This window comes from Desulfobacterales bacterium, assembly GCA_034520365.1.
Lineage (GTDB): Bacteria > Desulfobacterota > Desulfobacteria > Desulfobacterales > Desulfosalsimonadaceae > M55B175.
This window is the reverse complement of record JAXHNP010000001.1, coordinates 25,620-51,076: the sequence shown is the minus strand read 5'-3', so window position 1 is coordinate 51,076 and position 25,457 is coordinate 25,620. Positions and strand designations below refer to the sequence as shown.

The window sequence follows — 25,457 nt, the reverse complement described above, 5'->3', positions numbered from 1 at the left end:
CCTTCAAGGTAAGAGATCGTTTCATACACAACAATCTTCACGGCAATGAAGTCTGCCAGAACCGCTTTTTCCGCTGATTGCGAAAAGAGATGATGACTTCTACCCCTATTGGCGGGTAGGCTTCATCAAGGTAAAATAATAAACAGCCCCCGCCCGGATATCCGGCGGGGGTTTTTATTTTCGGGCGGGGCAATGCGGTATATTTAGACAGGAGGCAAACATGGCGTTCAGCATTGCGGTGATCATCATTCTGGGGCTGTTGGCGGATTATCTGTTCCGAAAAATCAAAGTTCCCGGCCTGGTCGGAATGCTTCTGGCAGGCATCCTTGCCGGCCCCTATGTGCTGGGCCTGATGCGGCCTGAAATGATGGACGTATCCGGGGATTTCAGGAAAATAGCGCTTATCGTTATCCTCCTCCGCGCGGGCTTTGAACTCCACCGGGACACCCTAAACCGCGTGGGCCGGGCGGCATTGATTATGAGCACGGTGCCGGCTTTATTTGAAATGGCCGGCATCATGCTGGCAGCTCCCCGGCTTTTACACATGAGCCTCCTGGATTCGGCCCTTCTGGGCGCCATCCTGGCTGCGGTATCCCCGGCAGTGGTCGTGCCGTTGATGATCGATTTCATGGACCGCGGCCGGGGAGCGAAAAAGGGCATCCCTACCCTGATTTTAGGCGCCTCATCGGTGGACGACGTGTTCGTGATCGTTATTTTTACAATCCTGATGGGCATGCACGGCGGCGAGGAGGTCAATCTGTGGCTGAAGCTCACCGAAATTCCCATATCCATCAGCCTGGGCATACTGGCGGGGATGATCCCGGGCTACCTGCTTTACCTGTTATTTAAGAAATACGACTGGCGGCCGCCCAAGCGCACTATGATGGTCATGGGCGTAGCTATTTTCCTTACCTGGCTGGAAACGGCCGCAGAAGGCATAGTGCCGGTAGCCAGCCTTCTGGGGGTGATGGCCATCGGCTTTATCATCCTGGAAAAATCCGAACCCATCGCGCATCTCATCTCCCAGAAATTAAAAAAACTGTGGGTATTTGCCGAGCTTCTGCTGTTTGTGCTGGTGGGGGCCCAGGTCAACATCCACGTGGCCTGGAAGGCTGGACTTGCCGGAATTGCGGTGATTGCCATCGGACTTGTTTTCAGAAGCTTAGGGACCTATCTCTCCCTGATCGGAACCCCGCTCAACTTCAGGGAAAAGCTGTTCTGCATCGTGTCCTACGTGCCCAAGGCCACGGTGCAGGCCGCTATCGGCGCGGTCCCTCTGGCCGCCGGGGTTGCCTCTGGCGAGCTCATCCTGGCGGTGGCGGTGTTATCCATCCTTGTTACCGCCCCCATCGGTGCCTTCGGGATCATGACCATGGGAGAACGGATCCTGGATCATAGCGAAACCGCCTCCTATCGATTCCGGGAGCTTCGGGAACAGTTCGGCCTGCCCCGGGTGGGAGAACGGGTGAGAAACAAGGATACCGATACAGTATGGAAGGTAATCGAAGAAAAAGAGGACTGGATCCCGGAATCGGTCGGAGATAATTCTGCCGGGCAACTTATCCCGGCCGTATATATTCGCTACTGGAAAGAAGACGGAGATTTACAACCCGGCCGGGGAAAAACCTATACCCTGCGCTACAGCAAAAATGATCAGTCATTTAATGATCACTGGGAAATTCTTTATGACTGGTAGAGACGCTCAATTTAAGCGATCATAAATAGCAGTTCATCCGGATCCGCTGCCTTTTCCGAGATCATCGAGATATCCACGTCCGTTCGGGTGTAGTCGGAGAGCAGGTCAATGGTGTTGGCGATTTGGGATTTCGGGTAAAAATTGAAATCCGCCAGGGATTTATAGAAGCGGGTATAGATCTCCGGCTGGGTGCGCACAAATATTTTATGATCACAGGAAAGGTCGAAATACCGGGCAAAATGATGGACGAGCAGGTAAAAGCAGGCGGCTGAGAAATATTTGGTATTCGGCTGTTTGTTCAGCTCCGGGTAAAAGCGGATGATTTCAATCCGCCGGGCAAAGCGATTCAGGGAAATGGTGAGGTTTTGCGAAACTTCATCATCCGTTGCGTTGTCGGTCAGGAAATATGCAATGCAGTCGCCTTCCGCCAGAAAGCTGATGGTATAGCGGCTGAGTAAAAGCGGCAGGGTCTGCCGTATGAATTCGGAGGCGGGCAGCGCTTCAACCTGATCCTTATTTAAGGGCTTTGGCGGTATGCCCAGCGATTCGCGCGCCGCCTTGTGCTTCAGGTAGTCATCCAGCATTGATTCTCTTTAAATGCCTGTTCTTCTCTTTTAATTATTATTCGTATTCGTACTCGTGCTCGTACTCGTAATCGATTTAAGTTCGAGTACGAGTACGAGCACCGTTCCGCTTACGCGGAACTGAGTACGACGGATAGTTCTTCAGAACTCTCCTATACGTTTATTCCCGCCCGAAATCCCTGATGCACCGCATCAAAGGCCATGCCCACATTGCCGGCGTCCCCGGCCACGGTGCAGGCAATGCCCCTGGATTCGATCAGCTGCTCAAGGTCATTGTCCGATCGCGCGCCCACGGATAGCACCACGGTATCGGCGGGGATTTCTTCAGCCCCGTTTTCCGCCTCGATCTTGATGCCCTTCTCCGTGATTTCAAGGGCCTTGGCCGCCACCCGGCTCTGGATCCCATAGCGGGAAACATCCTGGAGCATCCCCCATCGCGTGGTTTTGCCGAAATCCTTGCCGATTTTCTCCATCATCTCAAGCACCGTGACCTGCTTGGTTCCTTTGGTGGCCATTTCATAGAGCACATCCGGGTCCTCCGCCTGATTCACAAACAGAAACTTAAGCGTCTCAGCACTCAAGGTGCCTTTTTCCGCCAGAAAGAGGGCGGTTTCCACGCCGACCGCCCCGCCGCCGACCACCACCACATTTCTGCCGGTATAGGCTTTTCCAAACAGCACATCCCAGGATTGGACCACATGGGGCAGTTCAATGCCGGGGATCGGCGGCGCCATGGGCACAGCCCCGGTGGCCAGGATGATGTGATCCGGTTTTTCCTTATCAATCAAAGCCTCATCCACGGCGGTATTCAGGCAGACCCGGATATTCCGGATGGCCACCTGGTTTTCCAGATCCCGGGCCAGTTCGGCGAACTCCTCGCGGCCCGGGGGCGCGGCCGCTAAATAGAGCTGTCCGCCCAGGTGATCGCCTTTCTCGTAAAGGCTGACGTCATGGCCCCGGTCGGATGCGGCAATGGCTGCATTCATGCCGGCCGCCCCGCCGCCGATGACCATGACTTTTTTGGGATTTTCGGCGGTTTCACAGCTGATCTCGCACTCATGCCCCGCCAGCGGATTGCAGAGGCATTCCACGTGCTTTAATTTAAACAGATTGTCAAAACAGCCCTGGGCGCAGGCCACGCAGTGGATGATTTCCTTTTCCCGGCCGGTGCGGCATTTTTCCGGAAAATCCGGATCCGCGATCAGGCTTCTGCCCATGGCCACCATGTCACACATGCTGTCCGCAATCATCTCCCGGGCGGTCTCCGGGTCGTTGATCCGGTGGCTGGCAATAACCGGCACATCCACCACCTCTTTGATGCCGCGCGAAAGATAGCCGAATGCCCCACGGGGGACGGATGTTGTAATCTGCGGCACCCGGGCTTCATGCCAGCCCACGTTGATGCAGAGCGCGTCAACACCGGCCTCTGACACCAGGGCCCTGGCATATTCCCGCAATTCGTCGCGGCCCTGGCCGCCCGCCATAAAGTCATTGCCGTTCATCCGGACAATAAGGGGATAGTCTTCGCCCACCGTTTTTTTGATGGCCTGCATGATTTCAATGCCGAACCGGATGCGGTTTTCAAATGAGCCGCCGTATTCATCCTCGCGTTTGTTGGTCAGGGGCGAGAGAAATTCGCTGATCAGGTATCCGGTGCCGCTCAAGACCTCCACCGCGTCAAACCCCGCGGCCTTCACCCGGCCGGCGGCCTGGGCAAAGCTTTCAATGATACCTTTGATTTCCTCAATGGAGAGCTCGCGCGGGGTCTCCTTGGTCAGCCGCGAGGCAATGGGCGAGGGGGCCACCGGCTGCTTGCCGTCCAAAAAGAAGGAAAAATTGTAGCGCCCCGAATGGTTTAACTGCACGCAGGATCGGGCGCCGTTATCATTGATGGCCGCGGCCAGGCGCTTTAAGCCGGGGATGAAGTCGTCCTTGTGCGCCCCGATGTTTAACGAATTGCCCGACATTTCATCCACCGTGGCGAACCCCACGGTGATCATGCCCGCCCCGCCCCGAGCGCGGCGCTCGTAGAAGGCCACGAGCTGGTCGGTGATTTCAAAGTTTTCCGCCATGTTCAAATGCATGGCTGGCAGATAAATCCGGTTTTTTACATCCAGCCGGTTGATGGTGATCGGCTGAAACAATGGGTCTTGCATGGCATCCCCCTCTGATTTGGAATTGATTGTAAACTTGAAAAAATCCTCCATAGGGCAACAAGTGTCAAGAAAAAACTCTTATGGGCTTCTTATGCTTCCACCCGGCAGGGCACAAACCGGTGGATGGGCGTGCCGATGGGGTCTCGGTGGATGTTTTGGGTCAGGTAATTGACATTCAGGCCATGGGTTTGGCCCTCGTAGATCAACCCGAACCCGTGCGGGATGAGAACTGTTCCCGGCCGCACCCGGCGGCTGACCTCCAGTTCCCCGGTCTCGCTGCCCGCCCGGGTGGTCACACGCACTTTCTGGCCGTCCGAAAATCCCATTTTCTCTGCATCCGCCGGACTCATGGCAATGGTGCCGGCCCGCCTTTCCTTGTTCCAGTCCGGGTTCCGCATCAGGGTGTTGGCATTGGTTCGCATGTGCCGCCCGGCATTTAAGATCAGGGGGAATTCATCCGGCATCTTTAAGTCTTCGGCTTCGGTCTGCGCATTAAGGGCCTTGACCTCGTTTTCCAGTTCCGGGATATGGACTTCGATTTTGCCGGAAGGCGTCTTGATGCCGTCCATGGGGTTTTCTTCATCCGCCTGGCCCACCCACAGGCCCTGGGGCGTATCCAGGATGGCCTGAAAGATCCGGTCGCCCTGGTCCATGCCGGTTTCAAATCCGGCGCGCGCCGCGTTTTTCCGAAATGATTTGGGTGCGGTCATGAGGATCCCCCATAGGGCCGCCAGGTTGGCGCTGTCCCATTTTCGGCCCAGGGTTTGGGCCAAAACAAAGGGCATGGCGGAAAGCGCCCGGGGTTCGGTTTGGGCCCATTCCATAAGTTTGGCGCCGAATGTCAGGCGGTCGCCGTCAGCCGCTTCATGGAGTTTTTCGGGGATTTCAGGGATCAGTCCCAGCCGGTCTGCCAGGCGGGTAAAAATCTGGGCTCCTTCCAGACAGTCACCGGGCGGTTCCACAACGGGCCGCCGCATCTGGAAGAAAACCTCGGGGTAAGTCCAGGGAAAGAAGGTGCCGTCCCAGGATTCGTAGTAGGATCGGCAGGGGAGCACATAGTGCGCAAAGCGGGCGGTTTCGCTCATTACGAGCTCATTTGTCACCAAAAGATCAAGTTTTGCGAAGGCCTCTTCATAGGCTGATGTGTCCGGATAGGATCTGAGCGGGTTGCACGCGCTTACAAACACCGCGCGCAGCCGTTCCGGATGCCCGGCCATGATCTCCTCGGGCATCACCGCGGGCGGAAACGCCCCGCCCGCCACTGGCGGGACGTTTGTGGCAATCGTCCGCCAGGTTTTTGGATCGCGCTCATCCGCATGAAACCCCATGGGCACCACCATGCCCGGAATGATGTTGCCGCCCCGTACCCCGAAAATACCGCACACCACGCCCAGAATGTTCATCAGATAGGAGTTTAAGGTGCTGTGCCGGCCCATGTAGATCCCTAAATCCGGATGCATGCACCAGCGCCGGGTGGTCATCAGGCGGCAGAGCTCAACAACCTGATCGTAGTCGAGTTCGCAGACCCTGATGGCCGATTTTGCATCAAACTTCTCAAACCAGGGCCGGATACTTTCCCATCCCTCAACAAACTGCGATAGGTAATCCGTCGATTCCCAGCCGTTTTCAAGAATAACGGCGATCATGGCCTTGATTAAAAGGGCATCCGTTCCCGGCCGGATGGGCAGATGCATGTTGGCGACCGCTGCGGTTTCGCTCTCTCTGGGATCAATGACCACCAGGAGCCGATCCGGGTCCTTTGAAAAGTCCTTCAGCACCTTGGGCGCCCGCGGCATCTGGTGGCTCTCCATGCCGTTCCATCCCCAGCCCACAAGCATCTCGGCCTGATGTTCGTCCGGAATGGCCACATTATACTGCTTGCCCAGCATCCGGCCGAACACCCACCACGAGCCGGAAAATTCCTGGCCGGCAGAGGAATAGAAATTCTGGGAGCCCATGGCGCGCAGAATGGAAAGTCCGAATGCGCCCTCAAAATGCCCGCCCTGGGAGCTGGCACCCATGTAGGCCAGAGCGCGCGGGCCGTATTGCTGGACCACTTCCTGCGTTTTCCCGGCGATCTCATCAATGGCCTGGTCCCAGGAGACGGGCTCAAACCGATCGCCCACGCGTTTTAAGGGTTCGGTCAGCCGATCCCCGGGGTACTGGTGATAAAGGACATTAAGCCCCTTTCTGCATACATAGCCTTTGCTTCGCGGGTTGGCCTTGTCCGGCCGGACCTTGACCAACCGGCCGTCTTCCACCAAAACTTCCAGGCCGCAATTCTGGGCGCACAGCACGCATGCGGTTTTATGCCATTTGCTCATGGGATGAAACTTTCGGTTAATTGGGTCTTAAAACTGGATGCCCCGTTTTTGGGCCATGGTCATCATCTGATCCATGCCGGTTTTGGGCGGGGTGCGCTGCTTATCCGTCTCCTTGGGCACAAGCTGCATGGCCTCCGAGGGGCAGGTGGTCACGCACAGGCCGCAGCCGATGCACCGGTCCCGGTTGACTTCCGCCACTTCATCGGCGGTTAGGGTGATGGCCCCCATCTGGCAGCGGTCCAAGCAGGTCTCGCACCCGGTGCAGGCATCCTGATCCACTTGGGCGAAGTAGTTTGAAAACACCATCTCCGCCGGCCGGGGGTGTTCATTCAAGGAGGCCAATACCCCGCAGCAGCATCCGCAGCAGTTGCACATGCCGCCCGGGTTCTGGGCGGTGGCGGGCTGGGTGACCAGGCCTGCCTCGTGGGCTTTTTTAAGGATTTCGATGGCCTCATCCGACGTGATTTCGCGGCCCATGTGATTGTCAATGTAATACTGGCCCATGGAGCCGAACATGAAGCAGACCTCCAGGGGGTTGTCGCAGGCTTTACCGAGCAGCTGTTTCTGTTTTCTGCAGGTACATTCGGTGACCACGATTTTCCTGGTGTTTTTCAATATCTCGCAGGCATCGTCATAGGCGGCCACATGCTGAGTCACATCAATGGATTTCTGGATCGGGATGGTGCGGAGAAAGTTCTCGGCATTTTCAACCATGGTTTGCTTGAATCCTTCCTGATAATATTGCTCCATTAATTCAGCCAGGGTTTTTGTCATATCCGTGGTATGAAATTCAAACAGGCCGTGGACAAACGGGACAGCCCCGTATTTGACGGAATCCCCTTTCCGGAGGCGGAACAGGAGCTTGCGCCGGGCCATGTCTTCGAGTTTTTCCCGCACGGTGTCAACCGGCTGGCCGATCCGCTCGGCAACGGATTCTGGCGGCTCAAGCATCGGGCTTAACGCCAGAAACATCTCCGCGTCATCTTTTGAGAAGAGCTCCTTTAGGATTTTTATTTCCACGCCGGATTTTGTTGCCGGAAATCCCAGTGAATACTTGTCCAGCCGCTGCTGGAGGTCTTGATAAATACTTTCTGTCATAAACCGTTCCTTTCGGGTCAGAAATGGGTTTTTTGGCATGCAGGCCAGCCATTATTGGGCTGCTTGTATGCAGTATGGAAAAATTGTTTCAGCCTGAAACACTCTTGCGCATCCGTTTTTTTATTGAAAACCTGGGGGTTTTTCAAATATGAATTTCAGAATCATATTAATTAATGATAGCAGGTTTAAAAATATCCGAAAAGGGGCAAACCATGGAAAAAGGCTATATTCAGGTATACACGGGAGACGGCAAGGGTAAGACAACGGCCGCGCTGGGGCTTGCGCTGCGGGCCGCGGGCGCCGGCTTAAAGGTCTATATCGCGCAGTTTATCAAGCAGGGCTGCTACAGTGAACTGGATTCGCTGAAGCGGTATGCGGATTATATCACCATTGAACAGTTCGGTACGGGCAGATACATCCGGGGAAATCCGGAGCCCGCGGATATCGAGGCGGCAGAGCGCTGTTTGGCGGCCGTCCGCGCGGTCGTGGAATCCGGCGATTATGACATCGTCATCATGGATGAAGCCGGGGTGGCGGAGCATTTCAAGCTGATTGAGGCCCGGGATGTGCTGGATATTATTGATATAAAACCGGAAGCCCTGGAACTGGTGATCACCGGCCGCGGCGTGTCAGAGGCGGTCATGGCCCGGGCGGATCTGATTACCGAGATGAGGCCCATCAAGCATTATTATGAGGACGGGGTGTTGGCACGGGTCGGCATCGAAAGCTAAAATCCGGTTTAAAAACGTCCCCTTTTGTCCAATTTCTGCGTCAGGCTCAAATTTTAATCCTCACAATACTTCAAGTATTGCTCCGGTTAAAATTTTCGCCTTCCTTGAACTTGAACAAAAATGAATATTTTCAAACCGGATTTACTAAGTTTTAAGATGGTTGAGAATGGAAATAAAATAATGCGGGAAGTGACATTTGTTTTAGGCGGGTGCCGGAGCGGGAAAAGCAGCCATGCCCTGACCCTGGCGCAAAAGCGGCTCGGGGCGGAAAACTGCTTTATTGCCACCTGTGTGCCCTATGATGATGAGATGAACGATCGGGTCAGACGGCATCAGGCGGAGCGCGGGGAAAACTGGCGCACGGTGGATGCGCCGCTTGAGCTGCCGGAGACCATTGAAAAACAAGGCAGAACAGCAGATGTGATGGTGGTGGACTGCCTGACATTGTGGATGAACAACTTGATAATGGAAGATTTGTCAGATGAGGCGGTGTTTGAAAAAGTTGAGACCCTGAAGAGGGCCCTGGATAATGTTCAGTGCCCGGTGTTTGTGGTTTCCAATGAAGTGGGCGGGGGCATTGTGCCGGAAAATCAACTGGCGAGACGGTTTCGGGATTTGACCGGCTTTGCCAACCAGCGCGTGGCCGAATGTGCAAATCAGGTGATATGGATGGTGGCCGGGATTCCGGTTAGGATAAAGGGTTAATATTTTTATCCCGCCAAGCCGCAGAGCGCGCAAAGGGCTATCTTTCAAGCACTTCCACCGCTGCCACCCGGTTAATTAACCAGTCGCCCTCGATTTTTTTAAATTTGCACGCCAGTTCATGGAATTCATCAAACTGGCGCTTGCTGTCTTGTGCGCCGGCATTGATTCGGGCGGTGAGGCGGACGCTGGCGGTGTTTTCATCCGGAAAATCGATTGATATATCGTAGATGTCCAACTTGATGCGCTCATAGCGGGCGCGGCCGGACATGGCATAGGCCCGGATATCCTGCCTGGAGAACTCTCCGGAAACGTCTCTGTAGGGCGTCTGCGGAATTTCCAGCACACACGGGTCCGTGAAAATCTCGGCAATGTTTTTGGCATGGCCCGCCGCCATAAGCTTGTTTTCCGATTCATCCTTTGAGACCCGCTCCGCGAGTTCATCCAGCCGGCTGCGGATTTTTTCCGCATCGGTTTGATAAAAAAAGAAGAATCCCATCAGGCCTGCGGCCAGGCAGACGGCGATAATGATCAAGGTTCTGGGGCTTACCATAGGGGGGCTCCGACGATACGGTTATTAGGGGTCTGGCCGAAATGGTGCTGTTCCATGGGCACGCGCCGGTTGTCGCCGACCACATAGAGGTGATCCGGCTTGACCTGCCGCGGCGAAAGCGTCCAGTCATAAGTATAGTTAATATAGGGTTCCTCGAGTTTGCGGCCATTAATATGCAGTTCGCCGCTTTCAAACGCTACGGTCTCGCCGGCAACAGCAACCACCCGTTTTAACAGCATCACGGATCGGCCGGCCATCCGGACGGCCACGATGTCGTATCGGTCCGGGGATGAAAAGGCATACCTGAGCGTGTTGCAGAAGTTCATCCGGCCATCGGAATAGGTCGGCGCCATGCTGTGGCCGTGAATCCGGAACGGGATCAGGAAAAAGTGAAACACAACAAACGCGAGGGCGGCCACCAGGGCCGCCCGAATGACAAATCTTTTGTTAAAGTTTGGCAGGAAAAAGGCGCGGAGTTGATCAATCAACATGGTCAGTCAGTATGCTCAATTTAGGTCAGTGATACCTATTTTTCTTTGCGAAGCTCTTTCTTGTCGATTTTGCCCACCGCGGTCAGCGGCAGTTCGTCCCGGATTTCAATTGTTTTCGGGACCTCGTATGGCGCCAGCTTCTCCTTGGCAAAATTGATGATATCGGTTTTTAATTTTTCCGGGTCGCCGTCATCTGAATAATCCGGGGATAGCGTCACATAGGCCTTGACGATCTCAGAGCCCGGGTTTTCCGGATTGAGAACCCCGATGGTGGCGATCATGTCAATGGCGGGATGGGCGGCCATGATTTCCTCCACTTTTTTGGAGAAAACCTTGAACCCGCTGACATTGATCATGTCCTTGGTCCGGTCCACAATGCGCACATACCCCTCTTCGTCAAATATACCCACGTCGCCGGTGTGCATGTAGCCATCCGCATCAATGGCCTTTTCGGTCTCCTCCGGATTGTTCAGGTAGCCCACCATCACCTGCGGGCCTTTGACGCAGATCTCCCCGGGCTGGCCGATTTCCATCGGCTCGCCGCTGGCCGGATCCACGAGCTTGACATCCGTATTCAAAAGCGGCAGTCCGATGTGGCCGAGCTTTTTTTTGCCCTTGTAGGGATTAACGATAGACAGCGGCGAGGTTTCCGTCATGCCATAAGCTTCAACCAGTTTTCCCTCGCCGATGATTTTTTCGAGTTGCCGCTGGGATTCTTCGGGAAACGGAGCGGCGGCTGAGACAGCGGCCTCGAGATTTGAATGATCAAGCTCTTTGAATTTGGGGTTTTGAATCAACAGGTAGTAGAGCGATGGGACGTTGGCCAGGGCCGTGGGCCGATATTTTTCAATCTGCTTGCAGATATGGTCGGTGTTTCTCGGGTCTGGTATCAGCACCTGGGTCCAGCCCAGATAGACGCAGTTGATGTTAAAAAACAGGCCGGCGATATGAAAGAACGGAAAGCCGGACAGGGCAAGCCCCTGACCCTCCTCCCACTTCAGCCAGGTCTGGATGATGAGCACATCGGCCATCACATTTCTATGGCTTAGCATCGCCCCTTTGGGCGGGCCGGTGGTGCCGCCGGTGTACTGGATGTAGGCGATGTCATTCGGGGTGACGGAGACATTCGGGTCTTTTTCCGAATATTCCCTGCTTGTTAAAATCGATTTAAAAGGCAGGATGGTTTTGGTGTCAATCGGCGAGATTTTCCCCTTGGGGATTTTCCCCAGTAGCTGGCCCAGAAATCGCTTGTAAAAGGGCAGAAACCCGCCCACGCTGGTAACAGCGATGACCTGAAGCGATGGCAGGTCCGAAGCGACTTGCGTTACCCGGGCGGCGAAAATGGCATCCAGGGTCACCAGGGCTTTGGCTTTGGCGTCTGAGAGCTGGTGTTTGAGTTCATCGGCCGAGAGCAGGGGAGAGACCCCGGAGACCGCACAGCCGGCTTTTAAAGTGCCAAGCCAGGCGATCACGTACTCCGGAATGTTGGGCAGGTTGATGCCGACCACGTCCCCTTTTTTCAGCCCGTTTGCCATCAGCATATGGGCAAAGCGGTTGGAGTAGCGGTCCAGATCCCGAAAAGAGATTTCAATTTCCATGAAGCTCATGGCGGGTGTATCCGCATATTTTTCAAGCGTCGGGCGGATGGCATCCACGTAAGAAATTTCCCAGGAACTATGATCCAGATCATTGAGGCCGGGGTCCCAGGATTTTTTCCAAAACTGAGGCTCTGTCATGGCACGACTCCTTTAATTTGGGGTTAGGTGTTGGGTATTAGGTATATTTTATCAATCCGCAGTTTTTTATACGGACAATAAGCAAAGCCAGGGCGTTTCAGCGTATACAGTGTCAATTTCAAGCATCCGTGCATGAAATCCGGCAGGCGGGTTGGGCTATAGAAACAGGAATGAAATTACCGAATTTTCAATATATAAATAATCGAAAAATGATAAAAAATCAAAGGGTTTTTCAGGCCTAAATATGATAAATCTGTTCTGTCGTTTTTCAGGCAGGCGCGGTGACCTGCCCTACGGCGACATGCGTCGTAGAGTCGGCCACCGTGCCGACTGTCTGTCCGTTAACTTATTTTTCCGGATTTTCGATATTAAATGCAAACCGCCGGGTTTCTTCGGTCACAATGGCGCCGCCTTGGGGGGTAAAGCGTCTTTCATAAAAAGTGGCATGGCCGGAGCGGTCAATAAAAATCACCGAAGAGGACCGGGTGCCGTAAATTTCGCTGGTAATGAAAACAGGCGAGAGGATCCGTTCCCATTCCAGGCCGATGCCGGTATCCGGAAGCTCGCGGTCCGGCGGCTGTTCCTGATCAGAGAGCAATTTGAAAAGGCGCTCCGGGTCTATGGGCCGGTTTTCGGCGATGATACCGGCCAGCGCGGATTTGATTTTTTCCACCTTGGGCCAGGGGGTGTTTAAGAGGTGGTTGCTGATGCCGTGAATGCCGGGCGTTAATTTTCTGATCTCATCGGATACATTGGAATACCACCACAGATCGGTCGTCTCGCCCACAATCAGGTTAAAGCCGCTATATTGGTCTTTTGACGGCCGGATGGCTTCAATATAGCTCTGCGGCGGATCTGAGCCCGCTAAATATTCCCGGACCAAATCCCCCCGGGAAGGCCCCTTGCTTTTCCGGTGCAGGGCATCCGGGTGGCGGTAGTTGGTGATGGCGCCGATCCTTCCGGATGTGGTGATGCCCAGCCAGGTGCCCAGGCTTTGTAGATCCCGGCCGGCCAGAATATGCGGCTTGTCTTCCCAATAATCCAGGGGGGCGGTGGGACGGCTGTAGAATTCGTCCCGGTTGGCGGCGATAATCAGCGGATAGTCCGGATGGCGGGCAATGGCGATAGCAATCAGGCACATGGGTTTATTCTTGTCTTTTGAAAACGGGTTTGATAAAAAAATTAATTTTATGGGATCCGGGCGAAGCAGTCTACCGGATCGGTGAAAAATATGTTTTCAGGCGGTTTTGTCTAAACAGCGGGTTGGTTGCGCAACTGCTGTTTGCACAGCCATTGAAATTTTTATACCAAGGAGGGAATAGATATGCAAGAGGTGGTGATCGTAAGCGGTGCCAGAACCCCGGTCGGCGCTTTTGGGGGCTCATTAAAAGATATAACCGCGGTGGAGTTAGGCTCCCTTGTTATCCGTGAAGCCGTGAAGCGGGCGGGCCTCCGTCCGGTGGTAAGCGATGCCATGAAAGCGGCCGCTCCGGATAAACTAAAGGATCAGGGGCCGATCGAGCTTGAAACCCAGGCGGATCAGTGGGACAGCAGCGCCACTCCGGTGGTGGTGGATGAGGTGATCATGGGCAACGTGTTAACTGGCGGCCAAGGCCAGAATCCGGGCCGGCAGGCCATGATCCGGGCGGGAATGCCCAAGGAGACCCCGGGCTTTACGATTAACAAGGTCTGTTCCTCCGGGCTTAAAGCCATTACTTTGGCCGCCCAGTCCATCATGCTGGGCGAGGCCGACGTGATCGTGGCCGGCGGCCAGGAAAGCATGAGCACCGCGCCCATGGCGCTTCCCAAGGCCCGCTGGGGCCATCGCATGGAAGTGACCGGCAAGGGCGAGGTCACCGACCTCATGGTCTATGACGGTCTGTATGAGATTTTTTACGGCTATCACATGGGCCTGACCGCGGAGAATATTATTGAAAAATACGGCATCCCCCGAAAAGAGCAGGATGAGCTATCCGTGCTGAGTCACAACCGGGCCCGGGAAGCCATTCAGTCGGGCCATTTTAATGAAGAGATCGTGCCGGTAACCATTAAGACCCGAAAAGGGGATGTGGTGGTGGATACGGACGAGCGCCCCATGGAAACCGACATGGAAAAGATGGAAAATCTCAAACCGGTTTTCAAGAAAGACGGCAGCGTGACGGCCGGAAACGCCTCGGGCATCAATGACGGAGGCGCCGCGGTGGTGCTGATGAGCGCAGAGAAGGCCAAGGAGCTGGGGTTGACACCCATGGCCAAAATCAGGGCATTTGCCGGCGGGGGCGTGGATCCGGCATATATGGGGCTTGGGCCGATCCCGGCCATCCGCAAGGTGTTGAAGAAGACCGGCGCAAATCTTAAAGATATCGGCGCCATCGAGCTAAATGAAGCCTTTGCCGCCCAGGCCATCGCCTGCATGCGGGAGCTGGAGCTTCCCTATGAACAGCCCAATCCGGTGGGCTCCGGGATTTCCCTGGGACACCCCATCGGCTGCACGGGCGCCCGGCAGACCGTGACCTGTCTGTATCATATGAAGCGAAACCAGCTGGCCTCCGGCCTGATCTCCATGTGCATCGGCGGCGGTATGGGCATGGCCATGATGGTTGAGGCCTAAACATTTTTCGATAAGGAGACCAATCCATGAGAGTCAGCAGAATACTCGGCACACTCGTTGTGTTCGGCATCCCCGCGATCGTGGGCGGCGGCATCGTGTATGCCCTTTGGGAGAGCTTTCCGGCCATGTTCGTCTTCGAAATCATCCTGGGGTTTGCCGCCCTGGGATTCGCCTTCCGGGACGGAGTCAAGATCGGCTGAATATATTTTTTAAGCAATTAAACATCTGAGAACGGATACCCAATGGATTCCAACCTGCCCGAAATCAGTCTCGAACGGGAGATGAAGCAGTCCTATCTGGACTACGCCATGAGTGTCATCATCGGCCGAGCGCTTCCGGACGTACGGGACGGTTTAAAACCCGTGCATCGGCGAATTCTGTTCGCCATGCGCGAATTGAAAAACGACTGGAACAAGCCCTATAAAAAGTCGGCGCGTATCGTCGGTGATGTCATCGGTAAATATCATCCGCACGGCGATTCCGCGGTCTATGATGCGCTGGTCCGGATGGCGCAGAGTTTCACCCTGCGCTACCCCATGGTGGACGGCCAGGGCAATTTCGGCTCGATTGACGGCGACCCCCCGGCGGCCATGCGCTACACCGAAGTCCGGATGATGCGCCTGGCCCATCAGATGCTGGAGGATATTGACAAGGAGACGGTCGATCACCAGTTAAACTACGATGAAACCCTGGAAGAGCCCCAGGTCCTGCCGGCAAAAATCCCCTCGCTCCTTTTAAACGGCTCCTCGGGCATCGCGGTGGGCATGGCTACCAATATCCCGCCCCATAACTTAAATGAGCTCTCCGAGGCCATCAAGGCCCTGATCGATTCGCCCGAGCTGACCTGCGAGGAGCTGATCCAATATCTCCCCGGGCCGGATTTTCCCACCGGCGGGATCATTTACGGCACGCAGGGGATTTATAACGCCTATACCACGGGCCGGGGCAAAATACGGATACGCGGGCGCATCGAGATTGAAACGGATAAAAAGACCAAGGCCGAAACCCTTGTCATCCGGGAAATTCCCTATCAGGTAAACAAGGCCAGTCTGATTGAAAAAATCGCCGACCTGGTCAAGAACAAGCACCTGGAAGGGATCCGATACGTCCGGGATGAATCCGACAAGGACGGCATCCGGGTGGCGGTGGGGCTAAAGCGCGAGCAGATCGCGGAAGTGGTGCTAAACCAGCTCTATAAGCATACCCCGCTGGAGAGCAATTTCGGCATCATCCTGCTGGCGGTGGTGAACAAGCGGCCGGAAATGCTCAACCTGAAAGAGATCCTCGAGTATTTCATTGTGCACCGAAAGGAAATCATAATCCGCCGCACCCGCCATGACCTGGCCAAGGCAGAGGCCCGGGCCCATGTGCTGGAGGGTCTGATCATCGCCCTTGACAACCTGGATGAGGTGGTCTCCCTGATCCGGAAGTCGGCCTCGCCGGGTGAAGCTAAAACCCAGTTGATGACGCGCTTTGAACTGACCGATGTCCAGGCCCAGGCCATACTGGATATGCGCCTGCAGCGGCTGACCGGCCTTGAGCGCGACAAGATCAAGCAGGAGCACGCGGATGTATTAAAAGACATCGCCCGTTTCAAGGAAATCCTCTCCAGTGAGCGCATTATCCTAAACCTGATTAAAGATGAGTTAACCGAAATCCAGGATGCCTTCGGAGATGAGCGCCGCACCAAAATCGTTTCCGAAACCCGGGAGATTACGCTTGAGGACATGATCGCCGAAGAGGACATGGTGGTCACCATCACCAACAGCGGCTACATCAAACGAAATCCGATTACCCTGTACCGCCAGCAGCGCAGAGGCGGAAAAGGCAAGACCGGCATGGGGGTAAAGGATGAGGATTTTGTCGCCCACCTGTTCGTGGCCTCCACGCACCATACTTTTATGTTTTTCACCAATCAGGGCCGGGTCTACTGGTGCAAGGTCTATGATATCCCTCAGAGCGGCCGCACCAGCCGGGGCAAGGCGGTGGTCAACCTCCTGAACTTCAAGCCGGACGAAAAACTGACCACTGTGCTGGCCGTGCCCGAATATGAGCCCGGCTATCATGTGATGATGGCCACCCGGCAGGGCATGATTAAAAAGACCGATATCATGGAATTCTCCCGCCCGCGATCCGGCGGCAAACTTGCCATCAATTTGGCAGCGGGCGATGAGCTGATCGCCATCCGCATGACCGACGGCACCCGAAATGTTTTTCTGTGCTCGCTTTTCGGAAAGTCCATTCGCTTCCATGAGTCGGATGTACGGCCCACGGGCCGGATAGCCCGGGGCGTTAGGGGCATGAGCCTGGTGGAAGGCGATCAATTGGTCGGCATGGAGGTGCTGACCCATGGCCAGACGCTTTTTACAGCAACAGAAAACGGGTACGGCAAACGTACCCTGCTGGATGAATATCCGGTCCAGCGCCGGGGCGGTAAAGGGGTGATCACCATCAAGACCAATGAGCGTAACGGCAAAGTGGTCACCATCCTGGTGGTAGGTGATGAGGATGAGGTGATGCTCATGACCGATATCGGAAAGATCATCCGCATGCCGATCAAGGGGATATCCGTGATCAGCCGGAACACTCAGGGCGTGAAACTGATGGGCATGGAGCCCAACGAGCGGCTGGTCGGCGCGGCGCGGCTGGCTGAAAGCGAAGACGAAGAAGAGTAAATAATGGATGCGGAAACCACGCGAATCGGAGTTGTAGGGGCAGGCAGCTGGGGCACCGCGCTTGCCCATCTGCTGGGGGGCAAAGGGTATCCGGTGAATTTGTGGGCCTATGAGCCGGCGGTTAAGCAAAGCATCGAAAAGAGCCGGGAAAATCAGATGTTTTTGCCCGGTATTTCGCTGCCTGAGGCCATTACCCCGTCAAATGATCTGGCGGCCGTGGTTTCCGGCAAACAAGTCATTGTATTTGTGGTGCCCTCCCATTTGATGCGCGAGGTCTCAGGCCAGGCGGCCGCCCATATCGATCCGGCCGCCTATGTCGTCACCGCCTCCAAAGGCATCGAAAACAAAACGCATCTGACCATGAGCGGGGTCTTGAAAGAGACCCTCCCTGAGGCATTGGCCCCCCGCATATCCGTCCTTTCCGGGCCGAGTTTTGCCGCCGAAGTGGCCCAAAAAATGCCTACAGTGGTGACGGCGGCCTCAGTGGAGCACTCGGCTGCCGCCTATATTCAGAATCTTTTTTCCACTCCGTATTTCCGGGTCTATACCAATGATGACCTGATCGGCGTGGAGTTAGGCGGTGCGGTGAAGAATGTGATCGCCATTGCATCCGGAATTGTGGACGGCCTGGGCCTTGGCCTGAATACCCGCGCGGCCCTAATCACCCGGGGGCTTGCCGAAATCCGGCGGCTGGGAATCAAGCTCGGCGCCAATCCCCATACATTTGCCGGGCTTGCCGGCATCGGGGACCTTCTGCTCACCTGCACCGGCAGCCTGAGCCGCAACCACACGGTGGGGCAGAAAATCGGGGAGGGCAAATCCCTGGATGAAATCCTGGCTGAAATGAATATGGTGGCCGAAGGCGTGAAAACCTCCAAATCGGTATATAACCTGTCCCGCAAGCTCGGGGTGGATATGCCGATTTCCCATTCCGTTTACGCCGTCCTGTATGAGCACCTCTCCCCTGCAGACGGCCTCTACCAGTTAATGACCCGTGATTTGAAGGATGAAATGCTGGATGTCCGATAGGAACCGGAAGTTCCTTTGAATTTGGACTGGCATCTGATTTTTGACTGTTTAAATTAAATTTAGATAGCGGTTTTGGCACACAAAGGCGAGGGGCATCGACAGCGGCTGCGGGAGCGGTTCTTAACCGCCGGACTGGACGGGTTTCATGATTATGAAGTGATTGAACTCCTGCTGACCCTTGGCACACCCCGGAAAGACTGCAAGGACATGGCCAAGGCCGCCCTTAAAAAGTTTAAAACCCTGCAGGGGGTTTTTGAAGCCAGTGACGCACAACTGCGTGAAGTCCCGGGGATCGGCCCCAAAAATGCTTTCGGTATCAAGCTGGTCAAGGCGGTATGGGATCGGTATCTGGAAAAAAAGGTGATCCGGGAGGATCCGCTGACCAATTCCCAGGCGCTTTTTGATTACTTATACCACAACATGGGCGCAAAGGACCGGGAATGTTTCAGGGTGCTGTACCTGGATGCCAAAAACCGGGTGCTGGGCTCTGAGGCGCTGTTTGAGGGCACACTAACGGCGAGTTCGGTTTATCCCCGCGAAGTGGTTAAAAGCGCGCTGGCGCATCAGGCGGCGGCCGTAATATTTGCCCATAACCATCCTTCCGGTGATCCGAAACCCTCGCCGGCCGATTTTTCGGTGACCCGGCAGCTTATTTTTGCGTGCCTGACAATGGGGATTACGGTCCATGAGCATCTGGTGATCGGCGATTACACGTATTTCAGTTTTGCGGACACCGGGCATATCCAGCAGATGTGCCGGGAATTTCAAAAAGAGAATGCCAAATGGACGGGCATTAATGAGTAACAGGGAAGAAAATCGGCCGGATTGTTTTGGAAACCTTGAGAACGTGTTTCCAAAAGGCGCGGACGGCTTGCGCCACTCTCCGCGCCTATGCATGGCCTGTGTATTTAAAACCGAATGCCTTCAGGCGGCCATGGAAAAACCGGCCGGGGCGGCAGTTGAATCGGAAAGGGTGGACCGGGCCTATGAGTCCCGAACCATTGGTTTTCTTGAACGATGGTCCAAAAGAAAAGCCCTGCACCAGAAAAGCAAACAGAAAAAACGCAAGTAAAGGGAGGGGGTAGGATGCGTTCCGTAAAGGACATTGAGGTTTCAGGCAAGAAGGTATTGGTACGGGTGGATGTGAATGTCCCCATGGATGATTTTCAGAACATCACCGATGATACCCGGATTCGTGAAGTGCTGCCAACCTTAAGGTATGTGCTGGACCATGACGGCATTCTGATTATATGCGCCCACATGGACCGCCCCAAGGGCAAGGTGGACCCCAAATACAGCCTGGCGCCCGTGGCCAAGCGGCTGGGCCGCTATCTCAAACTGGATGTCAAGCTGGCTCCTGACTGCGTGGGGTCGGAGGTCCGGCAGATGGCTGATGAGTTAAAGCCCGGGGAGGTCCTTTTGCTTGAAAACCTCCGGTTTCATAAGGGCGAGCAGGATAATGACGATGAGTTCGCCAGGGAACTCGCATCTCTTTGCGATGTCTATGTAAATGACGCTTTTGCGGTCTGCCATCGCGAGCATGCCTCGGTATCGGCCATTACCCGGTATGTAGAGGAAAAAGCGGCCGGCTTTCTCCTGTTAAATGAGCTCAAATATTTCCGCGAGGCTATGGAGAATCCGCGCCGGCCCCTGGTGGCCATCATCGGCGGCGCCAAGGTATCAAGCAAGATCCGGGCCCTGAAGAACATGCTGGGCCGGGTCAACAAGTTTATCATCGGCGGCGCCATGGCCAATACCTTTCTAAAGAGCAAGGGCTACAGTGTCGGCAAATCCAGGGTCGAGGACGATCTGGTGGAGGAGTCCGGCCGGATCATGAGAACCGCCATTGAGCAGGGCATTAAGTTCTATCTGCCGGTGGATGCAGTGGTCGCCCCGGAAATCGATGAGCGGGCGGAATTTAAAATCGTGCCCATCCAGGAAATTCCGGATGACTGGATGGCTTTGGATATCGGTCCGGCCACTTCCCGGCTGTTCGAGGAGGTCCTCTATGACGCGCGCACCGTTATCTGGAACGGGCCCATGGGGATATTTGAAATCGATGCATTCAGCCGCGGCACCGTTTCCATGGTGCACCATGTCGCAAATTCCTATGCGCTGACCATTGTGGGCGGCGGGGATACGGATGTGGCCATTCATTCCACCGGCCAGAGCGACCGGTTTACCTATATCTCCACCGGCGGCGGGGCTTTCCTGCAGCTGATGGAAGGAAAACCCCTGCCGGGTGTGGCGGCGCTGGAAAATCCGGTGTCCGGATAAAGGGCGGTCCATGCCGCCGATTCGCTCATGGCTGTTTAGCCGGTATGGGCTGGCGCTGGGGATCTTTGTTATTGTATCCGCAGTGCTGGCCGGCATTTTTGTCAATCACCTGCTTGATCTCTACGATATCCTTACCGACCGGGAAGCCGTCAAATCATTCATTGAAGCCTGGGGGGCCGCCGCACCTCTGGCTTTTATGCTGGTTCAAATCCTTCAGGTATTGTTGGCCCCCATTCCGGGAGAGCTCAGCGGGTTTGTGGGCGGATATCTTTTCGGTGTGGGCTACGGGTTTGTTTATTCCACCATTGCCCTGACCATCGGCTCGGCCCTCAATTTCGGGGTCGGCCGATTTCTGGGCTACCGGTTTATCCGAAAGCTGATTCCCCGGGATCAGCTTGAGCGCATGGATGTATTTCTCACCCGTCAGGGCCTGATTATGATCCTGGCGTTTTTCATTTTTCCGGGGTTTCCCAAGGATTATTTTTGTCTTTTTCTGGGCGGGACGGCTGTTCCCTTTAGAATGTTTATCATCATGGCGGGTCTGGGCCGGATGCCGGGCACGTTAATGCTTAGCCTGCATGGCGGCGTTTTGTCTCACGGCATGTACGGCCTTTATGCAATTATTTTGGGGGTAAGTCTGGTAATGGTCGGTGCGGCGATTTATTATCGAACCGCAATATACCGGTGGGCGGAACGATTTGGTGAAAGATAGTCAATTATTTCAGTTGACTATTTTTTGATTCGATGTTACAATAGATTTAATCAGAATGTTAATTTGGCTCGGTTGTCATTTCGAGCGGCAGCGAGAAATCTTATATTCACATGATTTTTTTTAAGATTTCTCGTCACTTTCGTTCCTCGAAATGACAGCGGCGGAAGGCTTTGGGTTGGGATCTCAATTTAGGTATTGATAACTATCTACCGGTAACGGGGGAATGTATTGCATTGGCGTATCAGGGAGGAATTAAGTTTAGCCGATCGCCTGCGGCGATCCTATTATAATCTGCTTCGCGATGAACTGGATCAATTTGTATTAGAGTATGCGCTGACCGAATCCTATGAGAATTTCAAGCGCAAAGGAATGGATTATCCGTTTGTCGAGCGCAAAGAGTTAAAACCCCGGGCCCGGATTCCCAAGGTCGAGTATGAGTGCCAGAATTCATTTCTTTTGATATTTCTTGAAGATCACATTCCGGCCAAGCATAAAAAATACATCCGTTTTTTTGATTCCAACCGCACGACCAAAACCAACCTGCTCCGATCCAAGACCCTGACATTGAAAAATGATTTCGACCGGACCCAGAAGTTTTTGGAATCCGTTCATTTTTTTGATTTTTTAAAAGATCTGCTCCCCGTGGATTACGCGCTGCTTGTTCAACGGGATACCGCCCAGCCCAGGGGAAAGCATCGCTACCAGCTCTCGCATTTCCATGTGCGCATCGACTGGCCGATCACCGAGGCGGCCGAAGACATGGCCCGCCGCCTGCGCTATATTTCCAAGGATATCTATGAGAAGGGCGAGAAGCATGCCGAGGATATTCAGAAAAAGTTTTTTGAATATTACGGCCTGCCGGATATGGTGGGGGGGCGGCGTACGGCCGCCATTGTGGCCGCTCAATTTTTGCGGCGGATTCCCTGCATCTCCACGGTTTATGTCTCAAGCAGCGAATCCCGGACGCTGCTGCGCTATTCGGACCGCGGGGTCACCAAAATTGTTCTGATCAAGCTTTCGCAGAAGGAGATGAGCCGGGTAGCCGAGGCCAATCAAATGACGATCAAGGAGTTCAAAGAGAATTATTTGATCGCCAGCGAAGACAAAAACGGGGTATTCCTTTTCCAGGTGACCTATTCCTATACCTCCCATGCCATACCGCCGGATACCGGAAAGCTTCGGGAGATAAAGCTCGAGTCCTACTGGCTGACCGTGGGCTCCCAGCAGATTCTGCCCAGGCCCCATAACTGGTTTTATCCGCCGCTGTACTATAACCTTATATATTCTTAAACCGGCTCTTTGAGCATCGCAATTTCATCACAGTCCGGAAATTTGACGCAATGGATGCAGTCCGCCCAGATTTTTAGGGGCAGCTCTGAGCGGTCGATGACCACAAACCCGAATTTTTTGAAAAATTCGGGCTTATAGGTCAGGGTAAACAGCTTTTTGATTTTAAACTGCCGGGCTTCGGCAAAGGCGGTTTCTATGAGCTGATTGCCGATGCCCTGGTTTTGCCGCGTGTCATCCACCGCCAGGGAGCGGATTTCCGCCAGATCCTCCCAGCAGAACTGCAGGGCGCAACAGCCGACAATGCGATCGGTTTGCCCATCCACATAGACCCAGAAATCCCGCACATGGTCATAGAGGCGGCTCAGGGGCCGGGCGAGGAGCTCGCCCTTTTCGCCGCGATATTTGAGGATGGCATGAATGGTCTTGACATCCTCTATGTTGGCCTTGCGGATCATACGCGCGTTGTATCGATTATCCGGCGCGGGATCAAGTTTTTTATCAGTCAGGCTGAAGCGTTTCTTCGCGGAACAAGGTGTTTACACAGTGCGGCCCCGGTGCCGTCAATTTGCCGGTATCCGGATGCATGCAGCGCGCTGTAACAGTATCCGGGATATCAAAATATCGATAGGGTTCATTCTTTAGCGCATTTTGCATAAATGCCTGCCATATGGGTAACGCGGCCCGGGCGCCGGTTTCATGCCGGCCCAGGGTGGTGTAATTATCACGCCCCACCCAGACCCCGGCCGCAATGGCGGGGGAAAATCCAATGAACAGGGCGTCTTTGTATTGGTTCGTGGTGCCGGTTTTCCCGCCGATCGGTCGTACCATCCCTTGTGCTTTTCTGCCCGTACCCGCCTCAATCACGCCTTGCAGCATATCCACCATAATGGCCGCCCCGGCATCTGACATGACCGCCCGCCGCTTGATCTCCGGCTGCCAGATCAGCCGCCGGTTTTTATCCCGGATTTCGGTGACGGGGGCGGGCCGGATGCAGGTGCCGCTGTTGGGAAATACCGCATAGGCGGCGGTCAATTCCAAGAGGGTGAGCTCGGATGTGCCCAACGCCAGAGACAGGTTGGGCAAAAGTTTCGATTCAATGCCCAGGGACCGGGCAAAAGAGATCACGCTGGCCGTCCCCAGCTTTTCAATCAGACGGACCGCGGGGATGTTTTTTGAATGGGTGAGGGCCTTGCGAAGGGTCATTTCCCCCTGATAGGTATTGGAGAAGTTCTCCGGTCGCCATGGGGTCTCCGGATTTTTCCCTTGAAAGGCCGCCGGGGTATCCAGCAGCAGCATGTTCTGAGAAAATCCCTGCTCAATGGCCCGGGCGTAAACAATCGGTTTAAATGCGGACCCCGGCTGCCGCTTGGCCATGGTGGCCCGGTTATAGGGGCTTTCATCATGGTTTTTGCCGCCGACCATGGCGACAATGCCGCCGGTTGAAACATCAACCGCGACCAGTGCGGCTTGGGGATCCGGATTTTCAAGCTGGTGCAGATTTTCCATTCGCCGGCCCAAATCCGAAAGTCCGTTTTCAACCGCCTGCTCGGCCGCCTGCTGCATGCGGTAGGAAAGTGTGGTTTTCACTGTAAGGCCGCCGGTATAGAGCCGGGCCGCCCCGATTTCCGATTCCAGCCGCTTTTTGACATAATCCACAAAATAGGGGGCTTTGGTGCGGTTTTCGCGGACCGGAACCGGATCAAACGGTTGATTTGCGGCGGTTTCATACTGTGCCTGGCTGATATCCCCCACATTCAGCATCTGGCGCAGCACGATATTTCTTCGCTGGATGGCCAGCTCCGGGTTGACCAATGGGGAGTAAACGGACGGGGCTTTGGGCATGGCCGCGATCATGGCGCATTCGGAGATATTTAAACGGCTGACGGGTTTTCCGAAAAATTTCCGGGCCGCGGCTTCCACGCCATAGGCCCCTGAGCCGAAGTATACCTGGTTTAAGTAGAGTTCAAGGATTTCGTCCTTGGTATACCGGCGTTCCAGCTGAAAAGAGAGAAACGCTTCTTTCAGTTTCCGCTCCAGGGTTTTCTGCGGCGTTAAAAACAGGGTCTTGGCCAGCTGCTGGGTCAGCGTGCTGGCCCCTTCCACGAACTCGCCGGCCATGATATCCCGGACAAGGGCGCGGAGAATCCCCTTGAGGTCCACTCCGCTGTGCTCGTAGAACTGCCGGTCTTCTGTGGCGATAAGCGCCTGTTGGAGTTCTTCCGGGATTTCGGATAAAGGCACCGGGTCCCTTTTCTTCTTGTAAAGTTCCGCCAGAAGGACCTGGTCCGCCGAGTAAATCCGGGTGACCGCAGAGGGCGAGAAATCTTCCAGGGCGCGAATCTGGGGCAGGTCCCGAACCATGGCAAACACCCCGCCCAGGGCCGCCCCGCAGGCCACCGCGGCAACCAGAAAAAACCCGATGATGAAATAGCTTTTTTTAGCCATGAGAGGCGTCTGTTTTATGCTTGACAACTGATTTTTGTAATATTATTTGATTGGGGTAATCACACAGGCGCGTAGCTCAGGTGGTAGAGCGCTACCCCGACACGGTAGAAGTCAGCAGTTCAAGTCTGCTCGCGCCTACCAAAGAAATCAAGGGTTTATGGGTGTAGTCACTCATAAGCCCTTTTTTTATTGGCAGGTAAAAAGGGTGTCTTCATCTGATCACTTCAAGCCCGGCACATCGCCTTGGCTTGCCCCCCATGATTGCCAGTTGAAAAAGGACTTTCTACTTCTGATTCTCCACAGGTTCAAGTGATATTTTTTGACACCCTAATTATCACAGTTAATCT

The 25,457-nt window shown here is 54.7% G+C and carries 22 protein-coding genes, 1 tRNA gene and 1 riboswitch; of the genes, 13 read left to right on the top strand and 10 right to left on the bottom strand.

Features of this window, described 5'->3' with window-relative positions:
• Positions 1 to 32 precede the first annotated feature (32 nt).
• Positions 33 to 109, top strand: a riboswitch (Fluoride riboswitch).
• A gap of 111 nt (positions 110 to 220) precedes the next feature.
• Complete coding sequence (locus U5L07_00215) at positions 221 to 1,696, top strand: sodium:proton antiporter (protein MDZ7830153.1); 1,476 nt, start codon at positions 221 to 223, stop codon at positions 1,694 to 1,696.
• An 11-nt stretch (positions 1,697 to 1,707) separates the two neighbouring features.
• On the opposite strand, the gene U5L07_00210 is transcribed toward U5L07_00215, so the two are convergent.
• From U5L07_00210 to U5L07_00195, 4 genes are all read right to left on the bottom strand, one after another.
• A complete protein-coding gene (locus U5L07_00210) occupies positions 1,708 to 2,280 on the bottom strand; it encodes a hypothetical protein (protein ID MDZ7830152.1) in 573 nt (190 codons plus the stop codon).
• A gap of 152 nt (positions 2,281 to 2,432) precedes the next feature.
• The gene (locus tag U5L07_00205) at positions 2,433 to 4,436 is read right to left on the bottom strand and encodes an FAD-dependent oxidoreductase (GenBank protein ID MDZ7830151.1); all 2,004 of its coding nucleotides are present in this window, start codon (positions 4,434 to 4,436) and stop codon (positions 2,433 to 2,435) included.
• Positions 4,437 to 4,525: 89 nt separating this feature from the next.
• On the bottom strand, positions 4,526 to 6,760 hold the full coding sequence (locus U5L07_00200; protein ID MDZ7830150.1) for a molybdopterin-dependent oxidoreductase: 2,235 nt from the start codon (positions 6,758 to 6,760) through the stop codon (positions 4,526 to 4,528).
• A gap of 27 nt (positions 6,761 to 6,787) precedes the next feature.
• The gene (locus U5L07_00195; protein ID MDZ7830149.1) at positions 6,788 to 7,858 is read right to left on the bottom strand and encodes a 4Fe-4S dicluster domain-containing protein; all 1,071 of its coding nucleotides are present in this window, start codon (positions 7,856 to 7,858) and stop codon (positions 6,788 to 6,790) included.
• Between the two features lie 212 nt (positions 7,859 to 8,070).
• Here U5L07_00195 and U5L07_00190 point away from each other — a divergent pair, with 212 nt between their 5' ends.
• Positions 8,071 to 8,589, top strand: coding sequence for a cob(I)yrinic acid a,c-diamide adenosyltransferase (locus tag U5L07_00190; GenBank protein ID MDZ7830148.1), 519 nt, complete (start codon positions 8,071 to 8,073; stop codon positions 8,587 to 8,589).
• A gap of 180 nt (positions 8,590 to 8,769) precedes the next feature.
• Positions 8,770 to 9,294 carry a bifunctional adenosylcobinamide kinase/adenosylcobinamide-phosphate guanylyltransferase gene (gene cobU / locus U5L07_00185; protein ID MDZ7830147.1) on the top strand — a complete coding sequence of 175 codons (525 nt, stop codon included), beginning with the start codon at positions 8,770 to 8,772 and terminating at the stop codon, positions 9,292 to 9,294.
• Between the two features lie 37 nt (positions 9,295 to 9,331).
• Here the strand turns inward: cobU and U5L07_00180 are convergent, their stop codons facing one another.
• The 4 genes from U5L07_00180 to U5L07_00165 form a co-directional block, all read right to left on the bottom strand.
• Complete coding sequence (locus U5L07_00180; protein ID MDZ7830146.1) at positions 9,332 to 9,844, bottom strand: hypothetical protein; 513 nt, start codon at positions 9,842 to 9,844, stop codon at positions 9,332 to 9,334.
• Positions 9,838 to 10,335, bottom strand: coding sequence for a signal peptidase I (gene lepB / locus U5L07_00175; protein ID MDZ7830145.1), 498 nt, complete (start codon positions 10,333 to 10,335; stop codon positions 9,838 to 9,840). The genes U5L07_00180 and lepB overlap by 7 nt, the downstream gene beginning before the upstream one ends.
• 35 nt (positions 10,336 to 10,370) lie before the next feature.
• Positions 10,371 to 12,071: an AMP-binding protein gene (locus U5L07_00170; protein MDZ7830144.1), complete on the bottom strand. Its 1,701-nt coding sequence runs from the start codon at positions 12,069 to 12,071 to the stop codon at positions 10,371 to 10,373.
• A gap of 346 nt (positions 12,072 to 12,417) precedes the next feature.
• On the bottom strand, positions 12,418 to 13,212 hold the full coding sequence (locus U5L07_00165; GenBank protein ID MDZ7830143.1) for an NRDE family protein: 795 nt from the start codon (positions 13,210 to 13,212) through the stop codon (positions 12,418 to 12,420).
• Positions 13,213 to 13,395: 183 nt separating this feature from the next.
• On the opposite strand from U5L07_00165, the gene U5L07_00160 reads away from it, so the two are divergent.
• The 9 genes from U5L07_00160 to U5L07_00120 all read left to right on the top strand — a co-directional run bounded on the left by U5L07_00160 (position 13,396) and on the right by U5L07_00120 (position 22,665).
• The gene (locus tag U5L07_00160) at positions 13,396 to 14,682 is read left to right on the top strand and encodes an acetyl-CoA C-acetyltransferase (GenBank protein MDZ7830142.1); all 1,287 of its coding nucleotides are present in this window, start codon (positions 13,396 to 13,398) and stop codon (positions 14,680 to 14,682) included.
• Between the two features lie 26 nt (positions 14,683 to 14,708).
• On the top strand, positions 14,709 to 14,882 hold the full coding sequence (locus tag U5L07_00155; protein ID MDZ7830141.1) for a hypothetical protein: 174 nt from the start codon (positions 14,709 to 14,711) through the stop codon (positions 14,880 to 14,882).
• Between the two features lie 42 nt (positions 14,883 to 14,924).
• Entirely contained in the window at positions 14,925 to 17,357 is a 2,433-nt protein-coding gene (gene gyrA / locus U5L07_00150; protein ID MDZ7830140.1) for a DNA gyrase subunit A, read from the top strand.
• A gap of 3 nt (positions 17,358 to 17,360) precedes the next feature.
• Positions 17,361 to 18,386: an NAD(P)H-dependent glycerol-3-phosphate dehydrogenase gene (locus tag U5L07_00145; protein MDZ7830139.1), complete on the top strand. Its 1,026-nt coding sequence runs from the start codon at positions 17,361 to 17,363 to the stop codon at positions 18,384 to 18,386.
• A gap of 72 nt (positions 18,387 to 18,458) precedes the next feature.
• A complete protein-coding gene (radC, locus tag U5L07_00140) occupies positions 18,459 to 19,190 on the top strand; it encodes a DNA repair protein RadC (protein ID MDZ7830138.1) in 732 nt (243 codons plus the stop codon).
• Complete coding sequence (locus tag U5L07_00135; protein MDZ7830137.1) at positions 19,183 to 19,458, top strand: hypothetical protein; 276 nt, start codon at positions 19,183 to 19,185, stop codon at positions 19,456 to 19,458. Before radC ends, U5L07_00135 begins: the two co-directional genes overlap by 8 nt.
• A gap of 14 nt (positions 19,459 to 19,472) precedes the next feature.
• A complete protein-coding gene (locus U5L07_00130) occupies positions 19,473 to 20,663 on the top strand; it encodes a phosphoglycerate kinase (protein MDZ7830136.1) in 1,191 nt (396 codons plus the stop codon).
• Positions 20,664 to 20,673: 10 nt separating this feature from the next.
• The gene (locus U5L07_00125) at positions 20,674 to 21,375 is read left to right on the top strand and encodes a VTT domain-containing protein (GenBank protein ID MDZ7830135.1); all 702 of its coding nucleotides are present in this window, start codon (positions 20,674 to 20,676) and stop codon (positions 21,373 to 21,375) included.
• A gap of 228 nt (positions 21,376 to 21,603) precedes the next feature.
• Positions 21,604 to 22,665: a hypothetical protein gene (locus U5L07_00120; protein ID MDZ7830134.1), complete on the top strand. Its 1,062-nt coding sequence runs from the start codon at positions 21,604 to 21,606 to the stop codon at positions 22,663 to 22,665.
• On the opposite strand, the gene U5L07_00115 is transcribed toward U5L07_00120, so the two are convergent.
• Together U5L07_00115 and U5L07_00110 are read right to left on the bottom strand one after the other, a co-directional pair.
• Entirely contained in the window at positions 22,662 to 23,120 is a 459-nt protein-coding gene (locus U5L07_00115; protein ID MDZ7830133.1) for an N-acetyltransferase, read from the bottom strand. The two genes, U5L07_00120 and U5L07_00115, sit on opposite strands and share 4 nt — an antisense overlap.
• 43 nt (positions 23,121 to 23,163) lie before the next feature.
• Positions 23,164 to 25,110: a penicillin-binding protein 1A gene (locus tag U5L07_00110; protein MDZ7830132.1), complete on the bottom strand. Its 1,947-nt coding sequence runs from the start codon at positions 25,108 to 25,110 to the stop codon at positions 23,164 to 23,166.
• A gap of 65 nt (positions 25,111 to 25,175) precedes the next feature.
• Here U5L07_00110 and U5L07_00105 point away from each other — a divergent pair.
• Positions 25,176 to 25,251: transfer RNA gene (locus tag U5L07_00105), tRNA-Val, on the top strand.
• Positions 25,252 to 25,457: the final 206 nt, after the last annotated feature.